This window comes from Bradyrhizobium sp. AUGA SZCCT0222 (genome assembly GCF_018130205.1).
GTDB lineage: Bacteria > Pseudomonadota > Alphaproteobacteria > Rhizobiales > Xanthobacteraceae > Bradyrhizobium.
Genome location: NZ_JAFCLX010000010.1, coordinates 112,887 through 139,023, shown reverse-complemented (window position 1 = coordinate 139,023; position 26,137 = coordinate 112,887). Strand labels below are relative to the sequence as shown.

The following is a 26,137-nucleotide window of genomic DNA, read 5'->3' as shown; positions in this document are numbered from 1 at the left end:
TTTGCTATTGCCCGATCGCGTCCAAAAACTGATACCAGCCGGCCACCATTCGGACGGCCGGTTCACGCAGCGGATAAAATGGAATGACCTTGAGGCGGCTGGCATCGAGCAGGCCGACATCCGGCTGCTCGCCGCGTACGAAGGCCGCGAGGTAGCGCCCCATCAGGCTCGACATCGCGACGCCGGCGCCGTTGTAGCCCATCGAGAACAGGGTGTGGTCGTCGAGCCGGCCGATATGCGGCATGGAATCCAGCGTCATGCCGACGAGGCCCGACCATTTGAATGCCAGCGGCGTGTCGTTCAGTTCCGGGAAGATGCCGACCATCGCCTTGCGCAGCGCGTCGAAGGCAGCTTCCGAATCCTGCTTACCGAATGCGCCGCGGCCGCCGAAGATCACGCGATCGTCGACCATGCGGAACCAGCGCATCATGCGCTTGGTCTCGGTATAGGTTCGCCCGGTCGGCATCAGGCTGCCCGCGAGGTTATGCGGCAGCCGGTCGGTGGCGATGATGGCGCTGCGGAACGGCACCAAAGTGTGCTGCATATGGCGCGTTGCGTCCGTCAGGTCGGAATAGCTGTTGGTGGCGATGATGACCTGCCGCGCACGCACCACGCCTTCGGGCGTTTCAACGACGACGCGCCCGTTCTCGCGCCGGAACCGCAGCGCCGGGCTTTCCTGATAGATCGCAACACCCCGCGCCGCGAGACCATCGGCGAGGCCATGCAGGTAATTCAGCGGATGGATGCCGCCGGAGCCTGGATTGAGCACGCCGCCGACGAACGCCCGCGAGCCGGTTTCCTCACGCACTTCATGGGCGTCGAGGATCCGGACCTCGGCATCGCCCATCTCGCGCTTCATCCATTCGGCTTCGTCGATCGCAGCTTTAAGCGTCGCGTGGTTATGCGCCGCCTTGACCTGTCCTGTTCGCGTCAGCCGCGCGCCGGTGATGCCGAATTCCGAAACCAGTTCCTCGACGATCTCGGTCGATTCATACGCGATCTCGTACATGCGCTTGGCCATCGCGCGGCCATGGGCCGCATCGATGCCGCGGAACGATTGCCGGAATTTTGCGGTGATGACGCCGCCGTTGCGGCCGCTGGCGCCCCAGCCCGGACGGTTGGCTTCGAGCACGACAGGCACGAGGCCGCTCTTGGCGATATGATGCGCGGCGGAGAGCCCGGTATAGCCGGCGCCGATGATGACGATTTCGGCCTGAACATCGCCCGACAGCACGGGAAAGGTCCGCAACGGCGTCGCCGTGCTCGCCCACAGCGAGTTCGCCGATGCCATTGGGGTCCAGACCTCAGCCATCCGCGTGCCTCTCAGTGCCCGACCGCCGCGTCGGCGAAGGCCTTCATGGTGGCGAAATGAAAATCGGGTTTTGTCAGAACGGGCACTTCGGGCGTGCCGCCGAATCCGGCCATACCCTGGCGGCGCTCGATCCAGCACACTTTATAGCCGAGTTTTCGCGCGATCCCGATATCATGGTGCTGGCTCTGCGCCACATGCAGGATGTCGGACTGCTTGTAGCCGAACGCCGATTGCCGCCCTTTATTGTAGGCGAAAAATTCCGGGTTCGGCTTGGCGACGCCGGTCTCGTCGGCACAGACGCTGTCGTCGAAGGGATCGCCGAGCGCGTGGGCGTAGCAGGACAGCGCGACGCGGTCGGCATTGGTCATCGCCACCAGCCGGAATTTGGTGCGCAGCCGCTTCAGCGCCTCGACCGAATCCGAAAACGGCTGCCAGCGCAGCACCGCGAGCTGGAAGGAATCGCAGGCTGCATCATCGGCCGGCAGGCCGAGCTCTTTTGCAAGATAGCGGTAGACGTCGAACATCACTTCGCTGGAGCGCTCCGGATGCGCATCGCGGCCGCGCTTGTAGGAAGCAAATATCTTGTCGTCGCTGAGTTCAGCGGCGCTTCTTCCGGATATCTTGCGGACGGCGTCGAGCACGCCGGTTTCGAAGTCGATCAGGGTGCCGACGACATCGAAAGTGAGAACCTTGAAATTGCTGAACGACATGGGCGTTTCTTCTCTGGTGTTGGGACTGGGCTTGTGGTGGACGTTCATTCCGGTGCTTTCGGCACGATGATCGTGTCCTCGGGGTGGAGGGTCACGGTGAGGGAGCCGCCGACCGGCGGGATGCGGCGATAGGCTTGGTGATGGCTGGGCTGGCGCAGGCTCAGCGCGGTACCGTCCGGCAGGGCGATAAAAATGCGCAGGCTTTCGCCCTGGTAGACGACGTCGGTGACGGTGCCGGTCAGCCGGTTGAGCGCGGAATTATCCGCGCCGTCGTCGATCAGCAGTTTTTCGCTGTGCACCGCCAGCATCAGCCCATCGCCGTTCGGGATCGGCCTCGCGCTGCGCAGGGTGGCGGGACCGAGCGCAACGCTGCCGGCATCGATGCGGCGGACCGGCAACAGGCTGGCCTCGCCGATGAAACTCGCGACGAAGGAATCCGCGGGATGATCGTGCAGCCGCGCGGGCTGGTCGATCTGGATCAGGCGGCCGTCTTTGAGAATGGCGACGCGGTCGCTCATCGTCAGCGCTTCGCGCTGGTCGTGGGTAACGTAGATAATGGTGGCGCCGATACGCTTGTGGAGCTGGCGCAGCTCGATCTGCATCGATTCCCGCAGCTGCTTGTCGAGTGCAGAGAGCGGCTCGTCCATCAGGATCAAACGCGGCTCGAAGATCATTGCCCGCGCCAGTGCCACGCGCTGGCGCTGGCCGCCGGAGAGTTGCGCCACGCCGCGTTCCTCGTAACCGGCGAGGCCGACCATCGCGAGCGCGCCGCGCACTTTCGCCGGCCAATCGGCCTTCGGCAGCCGCCGCGCGCGCAGCGGGAAGGCGACGTTCTCGCCGACGCTCATATGCGGAAACAGCGCGTAGTTCTGGAACACGACGCCGATGTTGCGCTTGTGCGGCGGCTCCAGCGTGACGTCGCGCTCGCCGAAATGGATCGAACCTGATGTGGGCTGGATGAAGCCGCCGAGCAGGCCCAGGAGCGTGGTCTTGCCGGATCCGGATGGCCCCAGCAGCGAGACGAATTCGCGCGGCGCGACGTTGAGCGTGACATTGTCGAGCGCCACGACAGCACCATAGTGCTTGCTCGCGGATTTGATTTCGACGCTTTCGCCACCGCTGCCCAATGAACGACCTTCCTGTTGCGCTTCGCCGCTGGCCCGCATGAATGCGGCTTCCCGGCGCCCATGCCGCAAGGCAAGGGGGTTGAACTGGCATGATCTCAATTTATAGGCGGACGCTTCCCGCGCGACAGGGGCGATCTCCCCGACCGCAGTTTGCTCGGAATGCTCCGCTTTCCCGGCAGGCCTCCTTGATCGGCAAGGCAATCAAAATATCGGCGACCGGGCAATTGCCAAATTATCACTTGCGTCATAATCTGAAGTTATGCCTGAGCTTCGCCGGATGCTGCCTTCGAGCAATGCGCTGTTCGTCTTCGACGCCGCCGCGCGCAACGGCAGCTTCACGGCGGCGGCGGCCGAACTGAACGTGACCCAACCGGCGGTGAGCCGCATGCTGGGACGTTTCGAGGATTATCTCGGGGTCCGCCTGTTCGACCGCACCGCGGGGGGCGCGACCCTGACGGAAGAGGGCGAGCTGCTGTATCGCCGCGTCACCGACGGCTTTCGCAGCATCGAGAGCGGGCTGGTCGAGATCGAGCGCCGGCGCCGGGGCACCGAAACCGTCACGCTCTCGGTCTCCTCGGCCTTCACCAACCATTGGCTGATGCCGCGCATCGACAAGCTGCAGCGCGCGTTTCCGAATGTCGACCTAAGGTTCCAGCTGATATCGGGCTCGCTGCGCGGCGCCGTCGAGAACGTCGACGTCGGCATGCGGTTTCGCGATCAGGACGACCCCGAGACCAACGGCGCCCTTGTCATGAAGGAAGTCATGCTGCCGATCTGCAGCCCCGGCTACCGGGATACCAATGTTTCGCGCAAGCCGGCCGAAGGGCGCACCATCATCAAGCTGGCCGACACGCCCGAAGACTGGGTGCTGCAATATCCGGGCGCGCTCACCGGCGCATCAGGTCCCGCCAAGGCGCTGAGCTTCTCGGATTATGCCGTCGTGGTGCAGGCGGCGCTGCTCGGGCAGGGCGTGACGCTCGGCTGGATCACCGTCGTCGCGCATTGGCTGCTGACCGGTGCGCTGGTGCCGGCGTCCGCAAAACTCGTCAGCACGCGGCGGGTCTGCGAACTCGTCACGCCGCGCAACCGGCCGATCCGCCCCGTTGCCGTCGAGATCAGGGACTGGATCATCGCGCAGATGCGCAGCGACATCGTGGCGATCGACAAGCTCTACCCGCGCCTGAAGCTGATGGCGGCGAGCTATTGATTTGGCCCGCCGTCAGAACGTCGGCGGCGTGCAGGCGCTGATCACCTCGCATGGCTTGGCGCCGATGCAGCGAAACCGATGCGGCCGGCGGCTCTCGAAATAATAGGCGTCGCCGGGCCCGAGGATGCGGCGCTCAGAATCGACAGTCACTTCGAGCCGGCCCGAGAGAACGATGCCGCCTTCCTCCCCATCATGCACCAGCGGAATGCGTCCGGTGTCGCCGCCGGGCTCGTAGCGCTCTTTCAATATCTGCAAGCTGCGGCCGAACAGATTGTCGCCGACCTGGCGAAAGGAGATCTTGCCCTTGCCGATCTCGCTCAATTCGTCGGCGCGGTAAAACGCCGTGCGCGGCTGGTCGGGTTCGAGGGCGAAAAACTCCGCCATCCCCATCGGAATGCCGTCGAGGATACGCTTCAGCGCGCCGACCGACGGGTTCATCTGGTTGGATTCGATCAGCGAGATCGTCGAGTTGGTCACCCCCGAACGCTTGGCAAGTTCACGCTGCGATATCTTGTTGCGGGCGCGGACGAAGCGTAACCGTTCGCCGACATCTATGCTCATCAAAGCCTCGAGGGGTTGGCTTGGGGTGTTGAGTGTGTTGCGGATCGAACGAATGCTACCCAACGCCCCCAGCAAATTCAATGGCTTGGATGGTAACAGAAAAGGACTTGCTGCACATCATCAACATGATGTCGGGTAGGGAAACCGCACAGGAGCGCCCCATGACGATTCACCAGATTCCCAACACCGTGAAGCTCGAATCGTTCTGGATGCCGTTCACGGCCAACCGGCAGTTCAAGGCCGAGCCGCGGCTGTTCGCCTCCGCCTCGGGCATGCATTACACCACCATCGACGGCCGCAAGGTGATCGACGGCTCCGCGGGCCTCTGGTGCGTCAATGCCGGCCACGGCCGCAAGGAAATCGCCGCCGCGGTCGAGCGCCAGCTGATGAACCTCGATTTTGCGCCCTCGTTCAATATGGGCCATCCGCTCGCGTTCGACTTCGCCGAGCGCCTCGCCGCGATCGCGCCGACCGGGCTCGATCGCATCTTCTTCACCAATTCCGGCTCTGAATCGGTCGATACCGCGCTGAAGATCGCGCTGGCCTATCAGCGCGCCGCAGGTCAGCCCACCCGCACCCGCCTGATCGGCCGCGAGCGCGGCTATCACGGCGTCGGCTTCGGCGGCATGTCGGTCGGCGGCATGGTGAACAACCGCCGCGCCTTCGCGACCCATCTGCCGGGTGTCGACCATATCAGCCACACCCATGATCTCGCGCGCAACGCGTTCGCCAAGGGTCAGCCCGAGCACGGCGCCGAACTCGCCGACGATGTCGAGCGCTTGGTCGCGCTGCATGGCGCCGAGACCATTGCCGCCGTCATCGTCGAACCGGTGCCTGGCTCGACCGCGGTGCTGCCGCCGCCGAAGAATTACCTGAACCGGCTGCGCACCCTGTGCGACAAGCACGGCATCCTCCTGATCTTCGACGAAGTCATCACCGGTTTCGGCCGCCTCGGCGCGCCGTTCGCCGCCAATTATTTCGGCGTTACGCCCGACATGATGACGACCGCCAAGGGCATCACCAACGGCACCGTTCCCTGCGGCGCGGTGTTCGCCAGCCGCAAGATTCACGACACGCTGATGACGGGCCCGCAGGCCCAGATCGAGCTGTTCCACGGCTACACCTATTCGGCGCATCCGGTGGCCTGCGCCGCCGGTATCGCGACGCTCGATATCTACAAGGACGAGGGGCTGCTGACGCGCGGCGCCTCGATGGCCGATTACTGGCAAGACGGCCTGCATTCGCTCAAGGGCCTGCCGAACATGATCGACATCCGCAATGTCGGCCTGATGGGCGCCATCGAGGTCGCGCCGCGCAAGGACGCGCCGGGCGCGCGCGGTTATGATCTGATGGTCGATTGCTTCAACAACGGCCTTTATCTGCGGCAAAGCGGCGACTCGCTTGCGGTATCGCCGCCCTTGATCGTCGAGAAGAGCCACATCGACGAGATGGTCTCGATCCTCGGTGACGCGATCAAGCGCGTGGCCTGATCCTTGCTCTAACTGCGGCATCGACTATCGTGCGGTGATCGAACGATGCCGCGGCAGAAGCATGAGGGATCGTGAAAGTTTTGATTCTCGGCAGTGGCGTCATCGGCGTCACGTCAGCCTATTATCTCGCCAAAGCCGGCCATGAGGTGACGGTCGTCGACCGTCAGCCGAAACCTGCGCTGGAGACCAGTTTTGCCAACGCCGGCGAAGTGTCGCCCGGCTATTCCTCGCCATGGGCGGGGCCGGGCGTGCCGGTCAAGGCGATCAAATGGCTTCTGATGAAGCACGGTCCGCTGGTGATCCGGCCGAAGGTCGATCCCGTGATGTGGATCTGGCTGCTGAAGATGCTGCGCAACTGCACGTCGGAACGCTACGCGGTCAACAAGCGGCGGATGATTCCGATCGCCGAATACAGCCGCGATGCCTTGCGCGCGTTGCGCAGCGAGATCGGCATTCGCTATGACGAGCGCGAGCGCGGCACGCTGCAGCTATTCCGCTACGCGGCACAGCTCGACGGCACCGCCGACGATATCGCCGTCCTGAAACAAAACGGCGTGCCTTATGAAGTGCTCGATCGCGCCGGCTGCATTGCCGCGGAGCCTGCACTGGCTGCTGTAAAGGACAAGATCGCCGGAGGGCTTCGCCTGCCGCAGGACGAGACCGGCGATTGCCACATGTTCACGCAGGCGCTGGCGCTCGAGGCCGAAAAGCTCGGCGTGGGCTTTGCCTTCAATGTCGGCATCGAGGGATTGATCGCGGATGCGTCGCGTATATCAGGCGTTGCCACCTCCAACGGGGTGTTGCAGGCCGATGCCTATGTCGTCGCACTCGGCAGCTGGTCGCCGCGGCTGCTGCGGCCGGTGGGCATTTCGCTGCCGGTCTATCCCGTAAAAGGCTATTCGATCACGGTGCCGATATCGGATCCCGACGCCGCACCGGTATCGACCGTGATGGACGAAAGCTACAAGGTCGCGATCACGCGGCTCGGTGATCGAATCCGTGTCGGCGGCACCGCGGAAATTTCGGGGTACTCCGACAGGCTCTATCCGGCGCGGCGCGCGACGCTCGATTATTCGCTGACCGAACTGTTTCCGCGCGGCGGCGACATCGGCAAGGCGACATTCTGGAGCGGCCTGCGGCCGATGACCCCCGACGGTCCGCCGGTGATCGGCCCGACACGCTACAGCAATCTCCATCTCAACACCGGACACGGCACGCTCGGCTGGACCATGGCCTGCGGTTCGGGGAGGGTGCTCGCGGATATGCTCTCGGGCCGCAAGCCGGATATCGATGTGAAGGAACTGGCGCTTAGCCGATACGATCACCGGTTTGGGTGAGGGGAGGACCGTCGTCCTCCGCCGTCATTGCCTGCGACAAACGCGAAGCGTTTGCGCAAGGGAGCGCAGCGACGACTTGTCCGCCGAAGCTCAACGAGCGAAGGCGGAAGCAATCCATTTCTCCGCTTGCGGCGCGATGGATTGCTTCGCTTCGCTCGCAATGACGGGGACGGGCGGTATCGAGCGCAGCGAGTAGCCCGCATGAGCGCAGCGACATGCGGAGCTGCGGTACAATACCCGGATAGCGCCGCTCATCCGGGCTACAGGCTGGAGCTATCTCTGGCGCAGCAGGTTTTGGGTGCCTATGCCCAATCTGTTACTTGCGCAGCGTGGTACCAGGAGTACTCTGCGGAGAGCCGCCGTCGAGGGAGGAGTGTCCCGTGATGGAGCCCACTACCAGGGTAGGTAATCGACTGTTAGCTGCGTTGCCGGCGGCAGATTTTGATTTGCTTGCGCCTCACCTGCGCAAAGTGTCGCTTGAAGGCGATGCAGTGCTGGTTCGATCGGGAGACCTGGTTGAACAGATCTATTTTCCCCTCAGCGGGACGATCGCGTTCATCATGGACATGCCAAACGGACAAACGGTGGCAACCGCGGTCGTCGGCAATGAGGGCGCCGTGGGCATCTTGTCCGCGCTGGGACCTTCCCGCTCTCCGATGACGGCGGTCGTCCGCGTGGCCGGAACCTCGTTGCAAATTTCTCCGGCAAGATTTGAGGCGGCCCTCAGCCGCAGTGCCGCCATCAGAGAGGCGGTCCAGATCTACACCAGGGTGCTATTGGCGCAATTCCAGCATGTCGCCGCCTGCAATGCGCTGCACTCGGTCGAGGCCCGCTTGGCCCGGTGGTTGCTCCACATCCACGATCGCGTCGACAGTGATTTCCTGCCGCTGACGCAAGAGGCGCTTGCGGAGCTGCTTGGCGTACGTCGAACGACCGTGACGCATGTCGTGCACAAGCTGCGGACGTTGCGTGCTATCCGGTCTAATCGGCGGGGCCTGATCGAGATTGACAGGCCGCGGCTCGAAGCCGCGGCATGCGAGTGCTACGACGTCATGCGCCGTCGAATCGATCATATCGTTTCGCCTGAAGGAATGAAGCCTCACATGCCTCCGGTACATAAAATCCTCCGCGCGCCAGATCCGCTTTTGGCCAAGGTGGATGTCGCGCAGCGGCACCCGCGAACGCATGGGACTAGCCCGCGGCCAAGAGGCCATTGATGTCAGCCACCTCGCTTGGCTCGTAAACCCAGGCTTCCTTGACCCAGGCATCCTTGGCGAACCATTCGTGATTGGCTTGGCAGAGTGAGCAGAAGGTGCGCGCGAAGAACACCACGCTGCATCGAAATTTTTCCCGATCCGCTTTGATACCCGTCGGGATCTCGCGTCCCGTTTGAGGGCACTTGATCATGATGATACCCATCTTGTTTCTCCCTCGGCTGTTGTGTCGCAGCAACGTGTCCGTTCGCCATCGGCTGGACGCGCCCCTTCTCACGGAGGCGCTTGTTCCAGCCGACCCCGGCGGCGTGGCAAGTTCGATTTCAGGAGGCTTTCTGCAGGACCTTGGTGAGGCCCTTCTTGATCGGCTCGGCCGTCTCGGTCGCGACTTTCTGGGCGAGCTGCCAAAGTTCCTTGTTCTGCGCGGACGTGGCTTCGAAGTTCTTGCGGGTCTGCGCGGCTGACAGCTGCATGATTTCCGAGAGCGACTTCGTGTCCATGAGTTTGGCGAGAAAATCGAAGGCGGAGTTGGTGTTGGCGCCCGCGATCTCGATGACCTTGATCCCGTAATCCGCGGAGGTCTTTGCGTTGGTCGAATAGGTTTCGCTGAGAATGCCGGCTATCTCCCCCGAGGCAGCCTGTAACTTCTCGTAGTTGACCTTTGTCCGCACCATACCCTGCTCGGCGATCCCGCGGAAAATTCCCGGCATCGTGAAAAGCGAACCGTCAAAGTTCCGCTTTTCGTTCGTTTCGACCTTCGCATTCGGCGTATCGGTCTTCGCTTTGGCTTTAATATCGGCCTTTCCCACGGGTTTTCATCCTTTCAAGTCGTCAACGGATTTGCGCTTGGACCTTCCGAGCGAGCTTCCTGAAGCTGCTGCCTGGGACATCCGCCTCGCGCCTGCCTGAACAAGATATGGCTGACTAACGCCGGGGCTTCCGTTCGCTTTCTGACTCTCGCGTCGGAATTTTTCGGTAATCGGGAAATCTTGCGCGAAGACGCGCTTCGCGCGTCAGCCCGGGCATGACGACGTTGAGCGCGTAGCCCGCATGAGCGCGCGACATGCGGGGCCGTGCGGGAAAATACCCGGATAGCGGGGAGCCTGTCATCGGGCGTGCATTCGCGCGACCCGTTGGCTCATCCAGGCTACGGGCCGCGACCGCTTTTGCCCGAAGGCACGGGCGTTCCATCCGCCATCATGTGCTGTCCCCTTCGTTTGACAATCAGCCCGTAGGCATGGGGCTGCCGGTGGACGTCGAAGTTGAAGGTGGTGCGCTTGTAGGAGTTGCACAAATCCAGATCACAGCGCGCCAATGCGATTTCGTCACCTTTGGTCGTGCAGGCGGCGACGATTTCACCTGATGGCGCCACGATGCAGCTACCGCCAATCTGGTCGACGCCTTCTTCGATCCCAGCCTTGGCGACGCCCACGACCCAGGTCCCGTTCTGGTAGGCGCCCGACTGCATCACAAGACGATTGTGGAACAGCGAGAGGTCGTCATGCTCCGGTGCTGGCGGATTATGCACCGGCGTGTTGTAGCCGATCAGCACCATTTCGACGCCCTGCAGTCCCATGACGCGATAGGTTTCGGGCCAGCGGCGATCATTGCAGATCGCCATGCCGATCGCGCCATTGAATGCGTCGGCCACGCCAAAGCCGGAGCCGGGCTCGAAGTAGCGCTTTTCCAGATGCTGAAATCGACGCCAGGGCTCGTGTTCGGCGTGCCCGGGTAGATGCACTTTGCGGTATTTGGAAATGGCGTTGCCGCGCTTGTCCACGAGAACGGACGTGTTGTACCGATGGGTTTCGCCGTTCTCGAGCGCCAGTTCGGCGTAACCCAGGCAAAATCCGATGCCCAGTTCCCGGGCCAGGTCGAACAAAGCGCGCGTCTCCGGGCCGGGCATCTCATGCTCGAAGAAGGAATCGATTTCCGCCTCATCCTCCATGTACCAGCGCGGAAAAAACGTCGTCAGCGCCAACTCGGGATAGACGATCAGGTCGCATCCGTTGGCGTGCGCCTGGCGCATCAACGCCATCAGCCGCGCGACAACCTCGGTCCTCGTTTCGCTTCGGGCGACAGGGCCCAACTGTCCCGCTGCGACGTTCACAAATCTTGCCACTGTCTTTCCTCTGGTCCGTTACCGGGGTTGAGTGCGTATCTGAATTCTCTGCTCTGCAGAACCCGTGCCAGCCCACCCAACGACAGGCTACGCAATATGCGGGGTCGGTGCGACACCAGCGCGTAGCCCGCATGAGCGCAAGCGACATGCGGGGCAGTGCAAGAGAAGACCCGGATATCGCGGAGCCTGTCATCGGGCGCGCATTCGCGCGACCCGTGGGCTCATCCGGGCTACGGGCTGCGTCGTCTCGCGCGCAAGCGCAATCAGGCGACCGGCGTGCGACAAATCAACCCGACGGGCAAATCAGTTCCGGTTTTCGGAAATCATGTCAAGCCCCAGAATCAAAAATATTTCTGTTTACCAGAAGGCAAATCAGGTGCATATATCTGTCCATCCCGTCCTACTCAGAAGGGCGTCGGCCGTCGTCACGGACGTTGGGCGGGTTGCGGTGGACGCTGGTTTGCGCTGAGACGATGGCGTGGACTAAGCGTACGGCAAAACCGTGTGGTCCTGGCACCCGTTGCAGGTGTCAAGCTGTCGGAGAAGCGCAAGCGGAAACGGCGGCGACGGAGTCAACCAAGAACTCGTCTCCGGGGAGATCACGGCATAAGCCGTAAAGCCATTGCGCAGGGAAGGCCGGGTGTTCTCCGCTGCCCTGTATGCTCGTGTGCAGCTTTTTTAGTGCAAACCGCACACGGGACCGCGGGTGCAGCGCGCACCCGGTCTTCCCTGCGCCCTCTGTTTGAAGAGGGCGGGAAGTTTCCAGCAAAGCTCGGGCGCAACGCGTCGCGAGAATGCGAACTTGCGTTTGGATGATGGTGTAACGACAAGCACCGCCGTCGTCCCGGCCTTGAGCCGGGACCCATAACCACAGGAAGAAGTTTTGCGAATGGTCTCTGCTACCGAGTTCCATAGAGAGATCACGCGGTATGGGTCCCGGCGTTCGCCGGGACGACGGATGGGCCTCACTGCGCCGAAACGCAATTCACCCACAGCACCACCGCCTTGGCCTTGTCAGACGGATTGCTGAAGCGGTGCGGGCGGCGGCTGGCGAAACGGAAACTGTCGCCGGTCTTGAGCGTCCAGCTTTCGGCATCGACCGTGAGTTTCATTTCGCCTTCGAGCACGAGACCGGCTTCCTCGCCGTCATGCGTATACAATTCGTCACCGGTGCTGCCGGCGGGCTCCATGTGGACCAGAAACAGATTGAGACGGCCTTCAGAACCCGACGGGCTGAGCAACTGCTTGGAGATGCCGGTGCGCCACAAATTCAACTCGGCGCGCTGCGGTTCGCGGGTGACGATGGCTTCCGGGCCGCTTCCGGCAGCTTCCTTGGCGCCGAACAGGCCGGCGATGCCGACGCCCAGCACGTCGGCGATGGTCGCCAACACCCGCAGCGAAGGCGAGGACAGGCCGCGTTCGATCTGGCTGAGAAAGCCGATCGACAGATCGGTGCGGGCGGCAATCGTTTCAAGCGACAGCTTGCGGCTTCGCCGCAGGTCGCGGAGGCGCTGCCCGACCGCGACGTCCACCGCCGGTTCGGCCTTGACGGCCTTCTTGCTCATGCGCTTGCCGCCGCTCACGTCAGACCGCGTCCTTCATGTGTATGAAAATCCCGCTTGCGCAATTCCGGGCGATGTGTCCATAATTTCATGGTTGTGAAAATAGGCTTGGACGGCGAAACCTGCAACTGGCTTGTTGACGACGAGGCACATTCGCCGCCCGGTGCCCAAACAGTTGAGGGGTACGATGCTTTACAAACGTCTCGTTCAGGCCGCCACCGCGGCGCTCGTCCTTGCCGCCGCCACGCCTTCATCGGCGCAGCAGGTGCTCAAGGTCGGCTCGACCCCGACCGGCGTGCCTTTCACCTTCCTCGAAACCAAGACCAACAGCATTCAGGGCGTGATGGTCGATCTGATCACGGAGATCGGCAAGGACGCCGGCTTCCAGGTCCAGATCGAACCGATGCAATTCTCCGCGCTGGTGCCGTCGCTGACGTCGAACAAGATCGACATCATCTCGGCGGCGATGTTCGCCACCGCCGCGCGCAAGGAAGTGATCGATTTCTCGGAGGCCGTCTACACCTATGGCGAGGGTCTCGTGGTGCCGAAGGCCGACGCCAAGAACTATGCCTCGCAGGAAGATCTGAAGGGCGAGGTGGTCGGCGCCCAGGTCGGAACGGCCTTCGTCGATGCGTTGAAGAAGACGGGATTGTTCAGCGAGGTCAAGGTCTACGACACCATTCCTGATATTCTGCGTGACGTTAATGCGGGCCGCCTCAAGGCCGGCTTCGCCGACTTCCCGATCCTCGCCTACAATCTGAAGCAGGGCGCGTTTGGCGAAGTCCGGCTGGTGGATTCCTACAAGCCGGTCACCGTCGGCACGGTCTCGATCGGAGTCCGCAAGACCGACCAGGAACTGCTCGGCAAGATCAACGCTTCGCTCGCCAAGCTCAAGGCCAATGGCGCCCTCGACAAGATTCTCGACAAATGGGGTCTGAAGCCCAAAGCTTCCTGATTGAGCCCCGGCAACGCGTGATGAACTGATGCAAAATTTCCTGCGCGATGCCGTCGAGTTCATGCCGATCCTGCTGCAGGGCGTCTGGCTGACGGTCGTCGTCACCATCGGCTCGCTGCTGCTGTCGACCGTTCTGGGCCTGCTATGGGCCCTGATGCGGGTCTCCGGCATCCGCGTCCTGACCGGCTTGAGCGCCGGCCTGATCAACGTGATCCGCGGCATCCCGATCATCGTACTGCTGTTCTACCTCTATTTCGTGATGCCCGATTTCGGCGTCGCGCTGACGGCGCTGCAGGCCTCGATCATCGGGCTCGGCATCGCCTATTCAGCCTACCAGGCCGAGAATTTCCGCGCCGGCATCGAGGCGATCGACAAGGGGCAGATCGAGGCGGCGCAGACCATCGGGATGGGCTGGTGGCTGACCATGCGCCGCGTGGTGCTGCCGCAGGCGGTCAGGATCGTGCTGCCACCCTATGGCAACGTCATGATCATGATGCTGAAGGACTCCTCGCAGGCCTCCACCATCACGGTCGCCGAACTGGCGTTGCAGGGCAAATTGATCGCTTCCTCGACCTTCAAGAACACCAGCGTGTTCACGCTGGTCGCGCTGATGTACCTCACCATGAGCATCCCGCTGATCCTGCTGGTTCGCCATTTCGAGAACAAGGCGAAGCGCAAATGATCGAGCTCAGCAACGTCCATAAGAGCTTTGGTTCCAACGAGGTACTCAAGGGCATTACAGCTTCGGTTGAGAAGAGCGAGGTGGTCTGCATCATCGGTCCGTCAGGCTCAGGCAAGTCGACCATCCTGCGCTGCATCAACGGCCTGGAAAGCTACGATTCCGGCGAGATCCTGGTGGAGGGGGCAAAGGTCGACAACAAGGCTCCATCGATCGTGGCGATCCGAACCCAGGTGTCGATGGTGTTCCAGCGCTTCAACCTGTTTCCGCATCGCACCGCGCTGGAGAACGTCGTCGAAGGACCGATCTATGTGAAAAAGGAACCGCCGGCCGAGGCGATCGAGCGCGGCCGCGCGCTGCTGGCGCAGGTCGGCCTTGCCGAGAAGGCCGACGCCCATCCGGGTCAGCTTTCCGGCGGCCAGCAGCAGCGCGTCGCCATTGCCCGCGCGCTGGCGATGCAGCCCAAGGCGATCCTGTTCGACGAGCCGACCTCCGCGCTCGACCCTGAATTGGTCGGCGAGGTGCTCGGCGTCATGCGCAAGCTCGCCGATGACGGCATGACCATGGTCGTGGTCACCCACGAGATGGGCTTTGCCCGGGACGTCGCCGATCGCGTGCTGTTCATCGACGGCGGCGTCATCGTCGAGCAGGGGGCAGCGAAGTCCGTGCTTAACGCGCCGCAGCACGCGCGGACCCAGGATTTCCTGCACCGCGTGCTGCATCCCCTCTGAATTGAAGCTGCCGGACCTGATGACCGTGACCCACCATCCCCTTGCCCTGCCGCCGAGCCTCTATGCGGACACCGCCGTTGCGCCGGTCGCGACGCCGCCGCTCGATATCGACAAGACCGTATCGGTGGCGATCATCGGTGGCGGCTTTGCCGGGCTATCGACCGCGCTGCATCTCGCTGAAGCGGGAGCCGACGCGATCGTGCTCGAAGCCCAGCAGCCCGGCTGGGGCGCATCGGGCAATAATGGCGGCCAGCTTAATCCCGGATTGAAGCTCGATCCCGATACGATCGCGGCGACGTTCGGTGCGGATCTCGGCCGGCGCATGATCGCGTTCAGCTACAACACGCCGGTATTCACGCTCGACCTGATCCGCCGTCTCGCGATCCCCTGCGAGGCGCGGCAGAACGGCACGCTGCGCGCGGCCTATCATCCGTCCAGCACGGCAGGGGTCGAGATTACAGCCGAGCAATGCATCCGGCGCGGCATGCCGGTCACGGTGCTCGGCCGCGACGCCGTCCGCGAAGCGACCGGGACGGACCGTTATTTGCTGGCAATGAAGGATGCGCGCGGCGGCGACGTGCAGCCGCTGAGCTACGCGCGCGGTCTTGCGCGGGCGGCGATGGCTGCCGGTGCTGCCGTTCACGGCGAGACCCCGGCGACCTCGCTGCGGCGCGAAGGCGGACGATGGCGCATTGAAACCCCGCGCGCGGTGGTCCGGGCCGAAAAAGTCCTGATCGCCACCAACGGCTTTACCGATGATCTCTGGCCCGACCTGCGCCGCACCATCGTGCCGGTGTTCAGCTCGATTGCCGCGACTGAGCCTTTGCCCGACGAGGTCGCGCGAAAAATCATGCCGACGCGGTCTGTGCTGTACGAAAGCGGCCATATCACCGTCTATTATCGCATCGATGCGTCGAACCGCCTGCTGATGGGGGGCCGCGGTCCGATGCAATGGATCAAGGATCCAGCGCCGGTCTCATACCTCATGCGTTACGCGGAACGGCTTTGGCTTGGAATCCGCGGCGCGCGCTGGACGCACGGCTGGAACAGCCGCCTCGCCATGACGCCGGATCACTACCCGCATGTGCACGAACCCGGCGCCGGCGCGCTGGCCTATCTCGGCTGCAATGGCCGCGGCGTCGCGCTCGCAACCGCCATGGGGCAACAACTCGCGAAACGGCTGATCGGGGGCGAGAAGGCCGAGATCGACATGCCGATTACCGGCTTGAAACCCATTCGTTTTCACGCATTGTGGCCGGTGGCGGTCAAGAGCGTGGTGATGACGGGCCGGATCCGCGATCGGCTGGGACTTTAGGACATGAAGAACATCACGATCGGCGTGATCGGCGCCGGGCTGATCGGGCGCAAACATCTGCGCAAAATCGCCGAGCGGCACGACTACGAGCTCGTCGGCATCGCGGACGTGAATGCCGATGCGGTCTCCGCCGAGCACCCCAGGACGCGCGTTTTCGCCGATTACCGTCAGCTGCTGGACGAAGCACGGCCGGAAGCCGTGATCATCGCTTCCCCCAACCAGCTTCATGCGGAGAACGGCATCGAATGCGCCCGGCGGGGCATTCATATCCTGATCGAGAAGCCGGTCACCGATACGCTCGAGACGGCGGCCACCTTGATCACGGAAGTGCGAAAGGGCGGTGTCAAATCGCTGGTCGGACATCACCGCCGCCATCATTTGCCGGTCAAGACGCTGCAAGCGCTGCTGCGGGATGGCCGGATCGGGGATATCGTCGGTGTATCGGCGATCTGGGCGACGCATAAGCCGGCCGATTACTTCAAGATCGCGCCGTGGCGGAGTGAGGCTGGCGGCGGCCCGATCCTGATCAACCTGATCCACGAGATCGATTTCCTGCGCTACACCGTCGGCGAAATCGTAGCCGTCGAAGCCATCGCGTCGAATCGCCAGCGCGGCTTTGCGGTCGAGGATAGCGCTGCCGCGCTGATCGAATTCGACAATGGCGCGCTCGGCACCTTTTTCATCAGCGACAGCGCCGTCTCGCCCTGGACGACGGAGCAGGGTCTGGGTGAGGCGCCGGAATTCCCGTTCAGCGGCGAAAGCAGCTACCGCTTCATGGGCCGTCGCGGTGCGATCGAGTTTCCCGAACTCGTCCAATGGACGCAGGCGGGCGACGCGCAGGACTGGAACAAGCCGATCCAGGCCCAGCGCCTCCACGCGCCAACGATCGATCCCTATGTCGCCCAGCTCGATCATTTCCGCGATATCATCCGCGGCACCGCTTCCTCGTTGCAGCCGGTCGAGGACGGCGCGCGGTCCCTGCTCGCAACGCTTGCGATCGCCGAGGCGGCCACCGCCGGGCGGCGCATCGACTTGCGGGAGCGGTATGCGGCGCTTTCGCCATAGGTCCGCTCAGAATCAGTGAAAGTTATCAGAGACCAGAGATAACAATTGGTCCAAATGGTTGAAAAAGAAGATGCTTTAGCTCTATCGTGCGGCCCTCGGGACGCGCCTGGGACCTTCCGGAGCTAATTGCATGACCAAACGCTCGATCGCCACGGTTTCGCTGAGCGGCTCGCTCGACGAAAAGCTGCGTGCCATCGCCGGGGCCGGATTCGATGCGGTCGAGATCTTCGAGAATGACCTGCTGACGTTCAACGGCAGCCCCCGTGACGTCGGGCAGCTCTGCCGCGACCTCGGCCTTTCAATTTGCGCGTTCCAGCCGTTTCGCGATTTCGAGGGCATGCCCGAACCGCAGCGCGCCCGCAACTTCGCGCGCGCGGCGCACAAGTTTGATCTGATGCAGGAATTGGGGACCGACTTGCTGCTGATCTGCAGCAATGTTTCACCGGCTTCCCTTGGGGGAATCGACCGCGCCGCCGCGGATTTCCGTGCGCTTGGCGAACTCGCGGCTTCGCACGGCCTGCGCGTCGGTTTCGAGGCGCTGGCCTGGGGGCGTCACGTCAATGACTATCGCGACGCCTGGGAAATCGTGCGCCGCGCCGATCACAAATCGATCGGGGTCATTCTAGACAGTTTTCACGCGCTGGCGCCGGGATTTCCGGTCAGCGCGATCCAGTCGATTCCCGCGGACAGGATCTTCCTGGTTCAGCTTGCCGACGCACCGAAGCTTGGTCTCGACGTGTTGTCCTGGAGCCGGCACTTCCGTTGCTTCCCGGGGCAGGGCGACCTGCCGGTGGGGGCCTTCATGGACGCTGTGGCCGCGACCGGATACAGCGGCCCGCTGTCGCTGGAAATATTCAACGACCAGTTTCGCTCCGGCTCGCCGGTCCGCACCGCGACCGACGGGCTGCGTTCGCTGATCTTGCTGGAGGATGAACTCGCCAAGAGTTCGTCCAGGGCATCGACGAACAGGCTGCAGCCCAAAGCGCAGAGCCGCGGCGTCGGCTTCGTCGAATTCGCCGTCGATGAAACCAAAGCGAGGAACCTGTCGGCGCTGCTCGGCCAACTCGGCTTTCGCAAGACCGGTTCCCACCGCAGCAAGGATGTCGAACGCTGGTCGCAGGGCCATATCGAGCTGGTCATCAATTGCGAACCGGACGGCTTTGCTCATTCGCACTACGTCACGCACGGCCCGGGCGTCTGCGCCATCGCGATCGACATCGACGACGCCGGGAAAACCATGGCCCGCGCGGAAGCGCTGAAGGCCCACACCTTCTATCAGCCGGTTGGGCCCGGTGAGCTCGAGATTCCCGCGATCCGGGGCGTCGGCGGCAGCCTGCTGTATTTTCTGGAGGCGGCGGGCAAGAACTGGGACACCGATTTCGAAGCGTTGCGCAGCGATGCCGCGACCGACCGTCTCGAGGTGGTCGACCATATCTCGCAGTCGATGCCTTATGACGAGATGCTGTCCTGGCTGTTGTTCTACACCGGCATACTCGATCTGCAGCGCCTGCCGCAGATGGAGATCGCCGATCCGGTCGGGCTGGTGCAGAGCCAGGCGCTGATCAACGGCAATCAGGGCTTGCGCGTGATCCTGAACGGCTCGTCGGCGACGCGGACGCTGTCGGCCCGATTCATCAACGAATTCTTCGGCTCCGGGGTTCAGCACATTGCATTTTCATGCAGCGATATTTTCACAGCTGTCGCGGACATGCGCTCGCGCGGTGCGGATTTCCTGAAGATTCCGGACAATTATTACGACGATATCGAAGCCAAATACGATCTTGATGCCGCGACGATGACGGCCCTGCGCGACAATCAGATTCTGTACGATCGCGAAGGCGACGGCGAATTCTTCCAGGTCTACACCCACACCTTCGATGACCGATTCTTCTTCGAGATCGTCCAGCGGCGGGATTATCAAGGATTTGGCGCCGCCAATGCCGCGGTGCGCCTCGCGGCGCAGACGCGGGAGTCGCGGCCCTTGACCATTCCCCGCGCGTGAAAAAATCTAGAGCGCGATCGATCCGATACTCGCGCCGCCGCAAACATAGAGCGCCTGGCCGGTGATGAAATCGGCATCGCGGCTCGAGAAGAACATCACGGCGCGCGCCACATCGGTCGGCCGGCCGATGCGACCGACCGGGATCGAGCGGGCGAGTTGATCGACCTTCGGGCTGCCCTGCGGAATGACCTCGTGGAACATGTCGGTCTCGACCGGTCCAGGCGCCACCACATTGACCGTGATGCCGTGGGCCGCCGTCTCCAGCGCCCAGGTCCGCGCCATGCCGAGCATGCCGGATTTCGTGGCCGAATAGGCGGTGCGGGTGGCGGCGCCAAGTGCGGCGCGCGAGGCGATCAGGACGATGCGTCCGAAATGCCGCTGCTTCATGCCGGGCAGCGCGGCCTGCACCAGCGTCAATGCGGCGCCGAGATGAAGCTGGCTGAGCGCTGCGATGTCATCGACCGTTACCTGTTCGATCAGGTTGGGCCGGATGATCCCGGCATTGTGGATGATGTGTGAAACTTCATGCCGTGCAGCTACATCCCGGGCCGCATCCGCTGTCGCCTTCGGATCGAACAGATCCACCAGAACCGGCTCGAGGTTGGCGTGCGTCCAGTCCGGCAGGCGCCGGTCGAGCGAGATGATTTGGTGACCGGCCGCAAGCATCGCCTCGGCGATGGCCCGGCCGATGCCGCCGCTGGCGCCCGTGACGATGGCAACGTTGCGCTCGCTCATGATTCCCTCATCCGGCCTTCTGCACCGGCCGCTTCTTCAGCGACCTTGTATCGACGCACTGATCAGAACCGATCGTCGCAGCAACCAGCTCCTTGAGCGCACCGCGCTGGATCTTCTGCGTCGAGGTCAGCGGCATCGCCGATACGAACGCGACATAGCCGGGCGCCTTGTAATAGGCGAGGCGGCTCAGGCTCCATGCGACGAGATCGGCCGCGATCTGCTTGCGTGCCGCGGCGTCCGGGGAGGCTCCCTCGCTCACCACGCAGGCGAAGACCTCGTCGCCGCGCACCGGGTCCGGGGCAGGCGCCACCGCAACCTGCCTCACGGCCGGGTGCTGCATCAGCACGCTCTCAACCTCGACCGCCGAGATATTTTCGCCGGAGCGGCGGATCACGTTCTTCTTGCGGTCGACGAAATGAAACGCCCCATCCGGACCGCGCCGCACCACGTCGCCGGTGTGAAACCAGCCGCCATCCCAGGCCTCCGCAGTGGCTTCCGCGTCCTTGAGATATTCGCGGAAGAAACCGTAGCGCGGCGCTGCGCCGGCGTGACGCACGAGAAGTTCACCGGGCTCATCGACACCGGCGTCTGCGCCAGCATCGGTAACGGTGCGAGCCTCGAGTTCGGATCCGAGGCGGCCGAAGCAGCTTGTGCCGGTGTGGCGGGGCTCCTGGGAGGCGACGACCACGGCGCCGGCGCCGGTTTCGGTCATCGCCCAGGCTTCGACCAGCGGAAAGCCGAACCGCGCCTCAAACGGATCGTGCAGCGCCTTGTCGACACCGGCGCCAAACCCGAAGCGGACGTCATGGCGCTTGTCGTCGGCGCTTTCGGGGGCGCCCATCAGCATCGGCGGCATCACGCCGAGATAATGCACGATGGTGGCACGGCTTTCCTTGACGCTGGCCCACCAGCTCTTGGGGTGGAAACGGTCGAGCACGATCAGGCAGCCACCGGTGGTCACCATCGCCATCGCGGAATAGGCCATCGCATTCATGTGGAATACCGGCAGCGGCGTCAGCATCCGCTCGGAGCCATGGTTCAGCGCGATCAAGCCGCCGACCGTGGCGTACCAATGACCGGCATAGAGAAAATATTCGTTCGGCAGCACGCAGCCTTTGGGCCGGCCGGTGGTGCCAGACGTGTAGAGCAGGGCGCACTCGCTGTCGCGATCGGGCGTGCCCGGCCGCGGGGCCGAAGCGCGGATCGCCGCCGGTTCGTCATCCGGCCCGACGACAGGAATGTCGCGCCCGATCGCCTTGGCCGCGGCCGCGACATCGTCCTGACGCGAAGGAATCACGACCGCCGCGACGATCTCGGAATGGCCGATCAGATACTCCAGTTCCGCGGCGCGCATGTCCGGATTGATGGGTACCAGCGACACGCCGAGCGCATTGAGCGCAAACCAATGCAGGAAGAAGCCCGGACGATTCTCCATGAGGATGCCGACCCGATGGCCACGGCCGTAGCCCTTGGCACGATAGGCGTTGGTCAGCACGCTGATCCGCGCCAGCCCGTCACCATAGCTGATCTCGCCGGCGGCAATGCCATAGGCCTGCGCCGTCTCGGGCAGAACGGCGAGAAACGGCTTGTCGCCGTGGCGCGTAGCGGCGCGCGTAAAGACCTCGAAGACGGTTGCCGGAGACTCGATCGGGAGCTGCATCACCGTCTCACATGAACAGTTGGATGTTGCCGAAGGCGGCATCGCAATTGACGATGTCGACCCGCTTCAGCTTGATCTTGAGCGCGCCGTCCACCACGGCCAAGGTGTGCGTGGCCCAGGCGGCGTAGAGGTCCTGCTGATCGAGGCGGGTCTCGACATAATGCATCGGCGTCCAGGTGACGTACTCGTTCGATGCTTCGTTGCGGCTGTCGACCTGCGGCGTCTGCAGCACGTGATGACAGCGGCTCTTGGGCTTCTGCGAGAAGGTGCGATTTCCCTTGAGCCGCTCGACGCGGATCTTGAGCAGCAGCTTGTCCTCGTACATCAGCGACGTCGTCAGCCGCGGATCGGTCTGGCCCCATTCAAGCGGCATCCAGTAAAAACCGTCCTCGGCGAACAGGTCGAGCCATTCCTCGAAACGGTGCTGGTCGATCAAGCGGGTTTCGCGAATGACGAAATCGATCAATTGCTGGTCGGTGGGCGCGGTCATGGCAGCACTCACATCGACATCGTCATGAATTTCGACCAGGCACGGAACTGGTTCCGCATCTGCCATTCGGTGGTGCCGTTGGTGACGGCTGTCGTATCCGGTATTTCGGAAGGGTCGTAGAGCCGCTGCAGGTTGACCCATTGGTTGGCGTCGACATGCAGGCCTTCCTGCGCACGCTCGTACATTTCGAGATCATCATGGCCGACGACGGAAGTCGGCGCGTTGATCAGCCGGTTGTACATCAAGGTACGTTCCAGCAGCATGTCGGGTGCATCGACGAGGCGGAAGGTCCAGCTTTCCACCAGCGTCTTGTTGGCTGCGATCGGCTTGAACACGCGAACCAGCTGGATCGGTCCCTTGATCATGATGTTGGGAAAATACACCGTGTTGTGGCGGTTCTCGCCCAGGATCGCCTTGGCGCGTTCCTCACCATGGGCGGCCGTCATCTTCTCGAAATAGCCGGGCACCGCTGAATAGTCGGAATGGATCGAGTGATGCACGCCGGTATGACCGTGGCCGTTGGGCCAGACGCGGATGCCCATGTTCTCGAAGAACTCGTAAGGCGCCATGAAGGGTGCGTAGATCTCCACCGCCATCGGCTTCTTGGCGCCGGGAGGCGCGTTCTTCCACACCTCGATCGCGGTGCCGGCCGACGATTCATGCGCGACCATGGGATGGCAGGTGTCGGTCTGGTTCTCGACCAGCATTTTCCAATTGCAATTGTGCATGTAGCGCAGCACGCCGCCGGCAACTTCGAGCCGGCCGGCCGGGGAGCGGTCGACCATGTTGTCGAAGCTCGACAGGCTGTCGCCGAAAAATTCCTCGAAGCCGGGGCCGACATCGTTGAGTTTTGCAAATACGAATCCGCGATAATTGTGCACGTGCTTGACGGGGCTCATGCCGCGGCCGGCGTGGCTCTGCTCGACGCCGGTGTTTTCATAGCCCTTCTTCAGGGGGATCGCGAGCAGCGAACCGTCGGTCTTGAAACTCCAGGCGTGATAGGGACAGCGGAAGAATTTTCCGGTGTTGCCGCAGGATTCGGTGGTGATGCGGGTGCCTTTGTGCGGGCAGCGATTGTGCAGCACCTTCACGGTGTTGTCGGTGTGGCGCACCATCAGGATCGGCTGGGTGCCGATGGTGGTGCCGTAATAGTCGCCCGGTTTCGCGACCTGGCTGTCATGGCCGACATAGGCCCAGGTGTTGGCGAAGACGTGCTCCATTTCGAGTTGGAACACCTCTTCGTCGATATAGACGTCGCGGTGCACCTCGGTCTCGCGAACGAGGCCTTTGATTGCTTCGAGATTTCCGCGATATCTGGCCATCAACACCTCCTCAGGAATCAAAGATCGAGCACGAGCCGCGGGCTTTTCGACCGCGAGACGCAGATTTGCATGACCTTGCCATCGGCCTTTTCGGTATCGGTCAGGATATAGTCGCGATGGTCCGGCGTGCCTTCGATCACGCTGACCTGGCAGATGCCGCAATCGCCGCGCTGGCAATCATGCATGGGATCTTCACCGGCTTCGATCAGCACCGCGAGAATGGTCTTGTCGGGCGGAATAAGGAAGGTCTTGCCGGAATTGTTCAGCACAACCTCGAACGGCAGGTCGCCGGCGAGGGGGACGGCGGTGGCAAAAATCTCGAACCGCAGGCGACCGTCGGCCCAGCCGAGATCCTTGGCTCTCTGGATCGCCGCATCGATCATCGGCTTGGGCCCGCAGACGTATAGCGGTTCGTCAGAGGTCAGCGAGGTCATCAGGCCCTTCACGTCGAAGATGCCGCTGGCGTCGTCGGTGTGAACGCTCAAATGTTCGCCGCACAGCGCCTCGCTTTCGCTGAGAAAGGCGAGTTGGTCGCGCGAGCGGCCGGCATAGATGAAGCGGTAGGGATGCTTGCTGGCGGTGAACGTCGTTGCCATCGAGAGCACGGGCGTCACCCCGATGCCGCCGGCAAGCAGCACGACCGGTTTCGACGCCGGCTCCAGCCGAAAATTATTCCGTGGCGCGGCGACCGAGAGGACGTCGCCGACCTTGAGATCGTGCATGAATTGGGAACCGCCCTGGCTCGGCTGTTCCAGCCGCACGCCGAGACGGTAGGCGTGCGGGCGCGTGGTCGCGGCCGGATCGAGCGAGGTGTTGATCAGCGAGTAGGAGCGTTCGCCGCCATCGGGCAGGCGTATTTTGACATGCGCGCCGGCCTCCCAGGAGGGCAGCGGCTCGCCGTGCGGACGGGCGAGCTTGATCGCGCGGATCAACGAGGTTTCCGCGTGGATGTCGGTCACGGTGAGGTCGAACTGGTCCATCGTATCAATCACAGAAAGGTTTCAACCGTGGCAAGCGCGCCGTCGAGCGCCTTACCCTCTTCATCTGATAGCGCGGCCTTGCAAAGGCGACGCAGCCACTCCGCACCATCCGCGCGATCGGCGAGACGCGGTGCAACCGCGATCACCCTGTCGAATTTCGAGGCGCCGCGCGCGTGGGTGTCGGAATAACCCTTCACCAGCCGGCGTGCCTCGAGAATGGCGACGGCAAGCTCGTAATCCTTTGCGGCGGTCGCGCGGGCGAGATCGAGCCAGGCATCGCGATGCGCGACTTCGCGCTTGTGACGAAGCGTGCCGCGACGAAAGCGTTTCATGCCACCCAGCACATACAGCGGTAGGAACCAGCGCACGGTACCGGTCTGCACGCGTCGTCCGCGATTGACCAGGCGGTCGAGCGCCTTGCACAGGCCAGGCTTACCTTCGAGCCAGAGGCCAAGGCCCGCGGGAAGCGTACCCAAAACTTCCTCCATGCGCGGATGCATGAATTCGGTGGTGTAGACGAGCTGGTCGGGCTTTGCGAGAACCTCGCCGCGGACGCGCTCGAACCGGCTTGCGCGGGTCTTGAGGTCGGCGACGCGGATGACGTCGTCATAGGCCATGGCCACGGCGACATGTTTTGCCGCCGCCCGCGTCAACGCAGGATCGCTGCCACGTTCCAGGCGCATAAAGCCTGCGACGAGATCGAGGTATTCCCGGCCATAGCCGACGTCCTGAAAATCGACGACCTTGCGCAAGCCTGCGGCGAAGATGCCGTGCAGGGAGGCGGGGAAGGTCGTCCGGGCGTCGGCGACGAGTGCATCGAAAGCCGCATCGCCGACCGGTGTGAGCGCCGGATACAGCTTGCCGGCTGAAGCCGGCTTGGGCGGCGCGGGCGGTGTCGCGGATGCGGCATCCGCCTGCGTGCGCTCAAAACCCGCCGCGAACGCGCGCAGACTCGGCTCGATGCCGATGCCGGCGGCGCGGATCGTCGCTTCATAGGCCTCGCGGCCGAACGGGAGCGAGCCGCTGCCGGCGAGTGCGCCGAACAACACGGCCGAGATGGCGCTGCCGGTGCTGTCGGCGAGCGTGGCCATGTCGAAGGCGACGAAACGTTTTGCGGCTGCCCCTGCAGCCACATAAACCTTGCTGGAATCGCTGATGCCGTCGCCGGGCACCAGCTTCTCCTGGATTGCGAAGGAACGATGCGACGAGGCGATCAGCGTGGTCTTGTCGGGTGTGACGAGGCCGCGCTGGATGGCGCGGCCGGCCTCCATCAGTTCGGCGCCGACCACGACGTCGACTTCGCCGGGAACCGGCATCAGCGATAGCACCGGGTAGGCGGCATCCGGGCGGGCAGGGATCATCTCGACGTAATAGATGGTCGCGCCGGTGCGCTGGGCGACGCCGGGCACCGAGGTAGATTGGGCGATCCAGTTCTGGCTTTCCGCGAGCGCCACGATCCAGTCGACCAGCACGCCGCCGCCCTGGCCGCCCATCGCGAGCACGGCGATCGAAAGCGGTCGGGTCAGATCGATGGCGGGGGGCTGCAGCATGATGTTCATCC

The 26,137-nt window shown here is 63.3% G+C and carries 24 protein-coding genes; 10 read left to right on the top strand and 14 right to left on the bottom strand.

Going from position 1 to position 26,137, the window contains the following annotated elements:
• Positions 1 to 4: 4 nt before the first annotated feature.
• The 3 genes from JQ629_RS11540 to JQ629_RS11530 are packed head-to-tail and all read right to left on the bottom strand — an operon-like array spanning position 5 to position 3,188.
• Positions 5 to 1,312, bottom strand: coding sequence for an NAD(P)/FAD-dependent oxidoreductase (locus JQ629_RS11540; RefSeq protein WP_212412760.1), 1,308 nt, complete (start codon positions 1,310 to 1,312; stop codon positions 5 to 7).
• An 11-nt stretch (positions 1,313 to 1,323) separates the two neighbouring features.
• On the bottom strand, positions 1,324 to 2,022 hold the full coding sequence (locus JQ629_RS11535; RefSeq protein ID WP_212391162.1) for an HAD family hydrolase: 699 nt from the start codon (positions 2,020 to 2,022) through the stop codon (positions 1,324 to 1,326).
• Positions 2,023 to 2,066: 44 nt separating this feature from the next.
• Positions 2,067 to 3,188, bottom strand: coding sequence for an ABC transporter ATP-binding protein (locus JQ629_RS11530; RefSeq protein ID WP_212412759.1), 1,122 nt, complete (start codon positions 3,186 to 3,188; stop codon positions 2,067 to 2,069).
• A 220-nt stretch (positions 3,189 to 3,408) separates the two neighbouring features.
• Here JQ629_RS11530 and JQ629_RS11525 point away from each other — a divergent pair, with 220 nt between their 5' ends.
• On the top strand, positions 3,409 to 4,356 hold the full coding sequence (locus tag JQ629_RS11525) for a LysR family transcriptional regulator (protein ID WP_212412758.1): 948 nt from the start codon (positions 3,409 to 3,411) through the stop codon (positions 4,354 to 4,356).
• Positions 4,357 to 4,368: 12 nt separating this feature from the next.
• On the opposite strand, the gene JQ629_RS11520 is transcribed toward JQ629_RS11525, so the two are convergent.
• Positions 4,369 to 4,917 (bottom strand): cupin domain-containing protein, encoded by a 549-nt coding sequence (locus tag JQ629_RS11520; protein WP_212412757.1) that lies wholly within the window; start codon positions 4,915 to 4,917, stop codon positions 4,369 to 4,371.
• Positions 4,918 to 5,078: 161 nt separating this feature from the next.
• Here JQ629_RS11520 and aptA point away from each other — a divergent pair, with 161 nt between their 5' ends.
• From aptA to JQ629_RS11505, 3 genes are all read left to right on the top strand, one after another.
• Complete coding sequence (aptA, locus tag JQ629_RS11515; RefSeq protein WP_212412756.1) at positions 5,079 to 6,407, top strand: omega-aminotransferase AptA; 1,329 nt, start codon at positions 5,079 to 5,081, stop codon at positions 6,405 to 6,407.
• A 71-nt stretch (positions 6,408 to 6,478) separates the two neighbouring features.
• Positions 6,479 to 7,744 (top strand): D-amino acid dehydrogenase, encoded by a 1,266-nt coding sequence (locus tag JQ629_RS11510; protein WP_212412755.1) that lies wholly within the window; start codon positions 6,479 to 6,481, stop codon positions 7,742 to 7,744.
• A gap of 383 nt (positions 7,745 to 8,127) precedes the next feature.
• Positions 8,128 to 8,961: a Crp/Fnr family transcriptional regulator gene (locus tag JQ629_RS11505; protein ID WP_212412818.1), complete on the top strand. Its 834-nt coding sequence runs from the start codon at positions 8,128 to 8,130 to the stop codon at positions 8,959 to 8,961.
• Here the strand turns inward: JQ629_RS11505 and JQ629_RS11500 are convergent.
• The 4 genes from JQ629_RS11500 to JQ629_RS11485 all read right to left on the bottom strand — a co-directional run bounded on the left by JQ629_RS11500 (position 8,936) and on the right by JQ629_RS11485 (position 12,645).
• Positions 8,936 to 9,163 (bottom strand): hypothetical protein, encoded by a 228-nt coding sequence (locus tag JQ629_RS11500; RefSeq protein WP_212412754.1) that lies wholly within the window; start codon positions 9,161 to 9,163, stop codon positions 8,936 to 8,938. The two genes, JQ629_RS11505 and JQ629_RS11500, sit on opposite strands and share 26 nt — an antisense overlap.
• Positions 9,164 to 9,281: 118 nt before the next feature.
• Positions 9,282 to 9,767, bottom strand: a complete 486-nt coding sequence (locus tag JQ629_RS11495) for a phasin (RefSeq protein ID WP_349631251.1) — start codon at positions 9,765 to 9,767, stop codon at positions 9,282 to 9,284.
• A gap of 338 nt (positions 9,768 to 10,105) precedes the next feature.
• Positions 10,106 to 11,080, bottom strand: coding sequence for an N-carbamoyl-D-amino-acid hydrolase (locus JQ629_RS11490; protein WP_212412753.1), 975 nt, complete (start codon positions 11,078 to 11,080; stop codon positions 10,106 to 10,108).
• A 965-nt stretch (positions 11,081 to 12,045) separates the two neighbouring features.
• A complete protein-coding gene (locus JQ629_RS11485; RefSeq protein WP_212412752.1) occupies positions 12,046 to 12,645 on the bottom strand; it encodes a cupin domain-containing protein in 600 nt (199 codons plus the stop codon).
• 184 nt (positions 12,646 to 12,829) lie between these two features.
• On the opposite strand from JQ629_RS11485, the gene JQ629_RS11480 reads away from it, so the two are divergent.
• From JQ629_RS11480 to JQ629_RS11455, 6 genes are all read left to right on the top strand, one after another.
• Positions 12,830 to 13,597: an ABC transporter substrate-binding protein gene (locus JQ629_RS11480; RefSeq protein ID WP_212412751.1), complete on the top strand. Its 768-nt coding sequence runs from the start codon at positions 12,830 to 12,832 to the stop codon at positions 13,595 to 13,597.
• Positions 13,598 to 13,625: 28 nt separating this feature from the next.
• Positions 13,626 to 14,279: an amino acid ABC transporter permease gene (locus JQ629_RS11475; RefSeq protein WP_192734427.1), complete on the top strand. Its 654-nt coding sequence runs from the start codon at positions 13,626 to 13,628 to the stop codon at positions 14,277 to 14,279.
• Complete coding sequence (locus JQ629_RS11470) at positions 14,276 to 15,007, top strand: amino acid ABC transporter ATP-binding protein (protein WP_212412750.1); 732 nt, start codon at positions 14,276 to 14,278, stop codon at positions 15,005 to 15,007. The genes JQ629_RS11475 and JQ629_RS11470 overlap by 4 nt, the downstream gene beginning before the upstream one ends.
• Before the next feature lie 19 nt (positions 15,008 to 15,026).
• Positions 15,027 to 16,322, top strand: a complete 1,296-nt coding sequence (locus JQ629_RS11465; RefSeq protein WP_212412749.1) for an NAD(P)/FAD-dependent oxidoreductase — start codon at positions 15,027 to 15,029, stop codon at positions 16,320 to 16,322.
• A gap of 3 nt (positions 16,323 to 16,325) precedes the next feature.
• Complete coding sequence (locus JQ629_RS11460; RefSeq protein WP_212412748.1) at positions 16,326 to 17,387, top strand: Gfo/Idh/MocA family protein; 1,062 nt, start codon at positions 16,326 to 16,328, stop codon at positions 17,385 to 17,387.
• Positions 17,388 to 17,517: 130 nt separating this feature from the next.
• Positions 17,518 to 19,389 carry a bifunctional sugar phosphate isomerase/epimerase/4-hydroxyphenylpyruvate dioxygenase family protein gene (locus JQ629_RS11455; protein ID WP_212263679.1) on the top strand — a complete coding sequence of 624 codons (1,872 nt, stop codon included), beginning with the start codon at positions 17,518 to 17,520 and terminating at the stop codon, positions 19,387 to 19,389.
• A 6-nt stretch (positions 19,390 to 19,395) separates the two neighbouring features.
• On the opposite strand, the gene JQ629_RS11450 is transcribed toward JQ629_RS11455, so the two are convergent.
• From JQ629_RS11450 to JQ629_RS11425, 6 genes are read right to left on the bottom strand one after another with little or no spacing between them, the layout of a single operon-like run.
• On the bottom strand, positions 19,396 to 20,124 hold the full coding sequence (locus JQ629_RS11450) for an SDR family oxidoreductase (RefSeq protein ID WP_212412747.1): 729 nt from the start codon (positions 20,122 to 20,124) through the stop codon (positions 19,396 to 19,398).
• A gap of 7 nt (positions 20,125 to 20,131) precedes the next feature.
• Positions 20,132 to 21,784, bottom strand: a complete 1,653-nt coding sequence (locus JQ629_RS11445) for an AMP-binding protein (protein WP_212412746.1) — start codon at positions 21,782 to 21,784, stop codon at positions 20,132 to 20,134.
• Between the two features lie 7 nt (positions 21,785 to 21,791).
• On the bottom strand, positions 21,792 to 22,274 hold the full coding sequence (locus JQ629_RS11440) for an aromatic-ring-hydroxylating dioxygenase subunit beta (RefSeq protein ID WP_212412745.1): 483 nt from the start codon (positions 22,272 to 22,274) through the stop codon (positions 21,792 to 21,794).
• An 8-nt stretch (positions 22,275 to 22,282) separates the two neighbouring features.
• Complete coding sequence (locus tag JQ629_RS11435) at positions 22,283 to 23,596, bottom strand: aromatic ring-hydroxylating dioxygenase subunit alpha (protein ID WP_212263683.1); 1,314 nt, start codon at positions 23,594 to 23,596, stop codon at positions 22,283 to 22,285.
• 17 nt (positions 23,597 to 23,613) lie between these two features.
• Positions 23,614 to 24,588: a PDR/VanB family oxidoreductase gene (locus tag JQ629_RS37050; RefSeq protein ID WP_212412744.1), complete on the bottom strand. Its 975-nt coding sequence runs from the start codon at positions 24,586 to 24,588 to the stop codon at positions 23,614 to 23,616.
• Positions 24,585 to 26,135 carry an indolepyruvate oxidoreductase subunit beta family protein gene (locus JQ629_RS11425; RefSeq protein WP_212412743.1) on the bottom strand — a complete coding sequence of 517 codons (1,551 nt, stop codon included), beginning with the start codon at positions 26,133 to 26,135 and terminating at the stop codon, positions 24,585 to 24,587. The genes JQ629_RS37050 and JQ629_RS11425 overlap by 4 nt, the downstream gene beginning before the upstream one ends.
• Between the last annotated feature and the right edge of the window lie 2 nt (positions 26,136 to 26,137).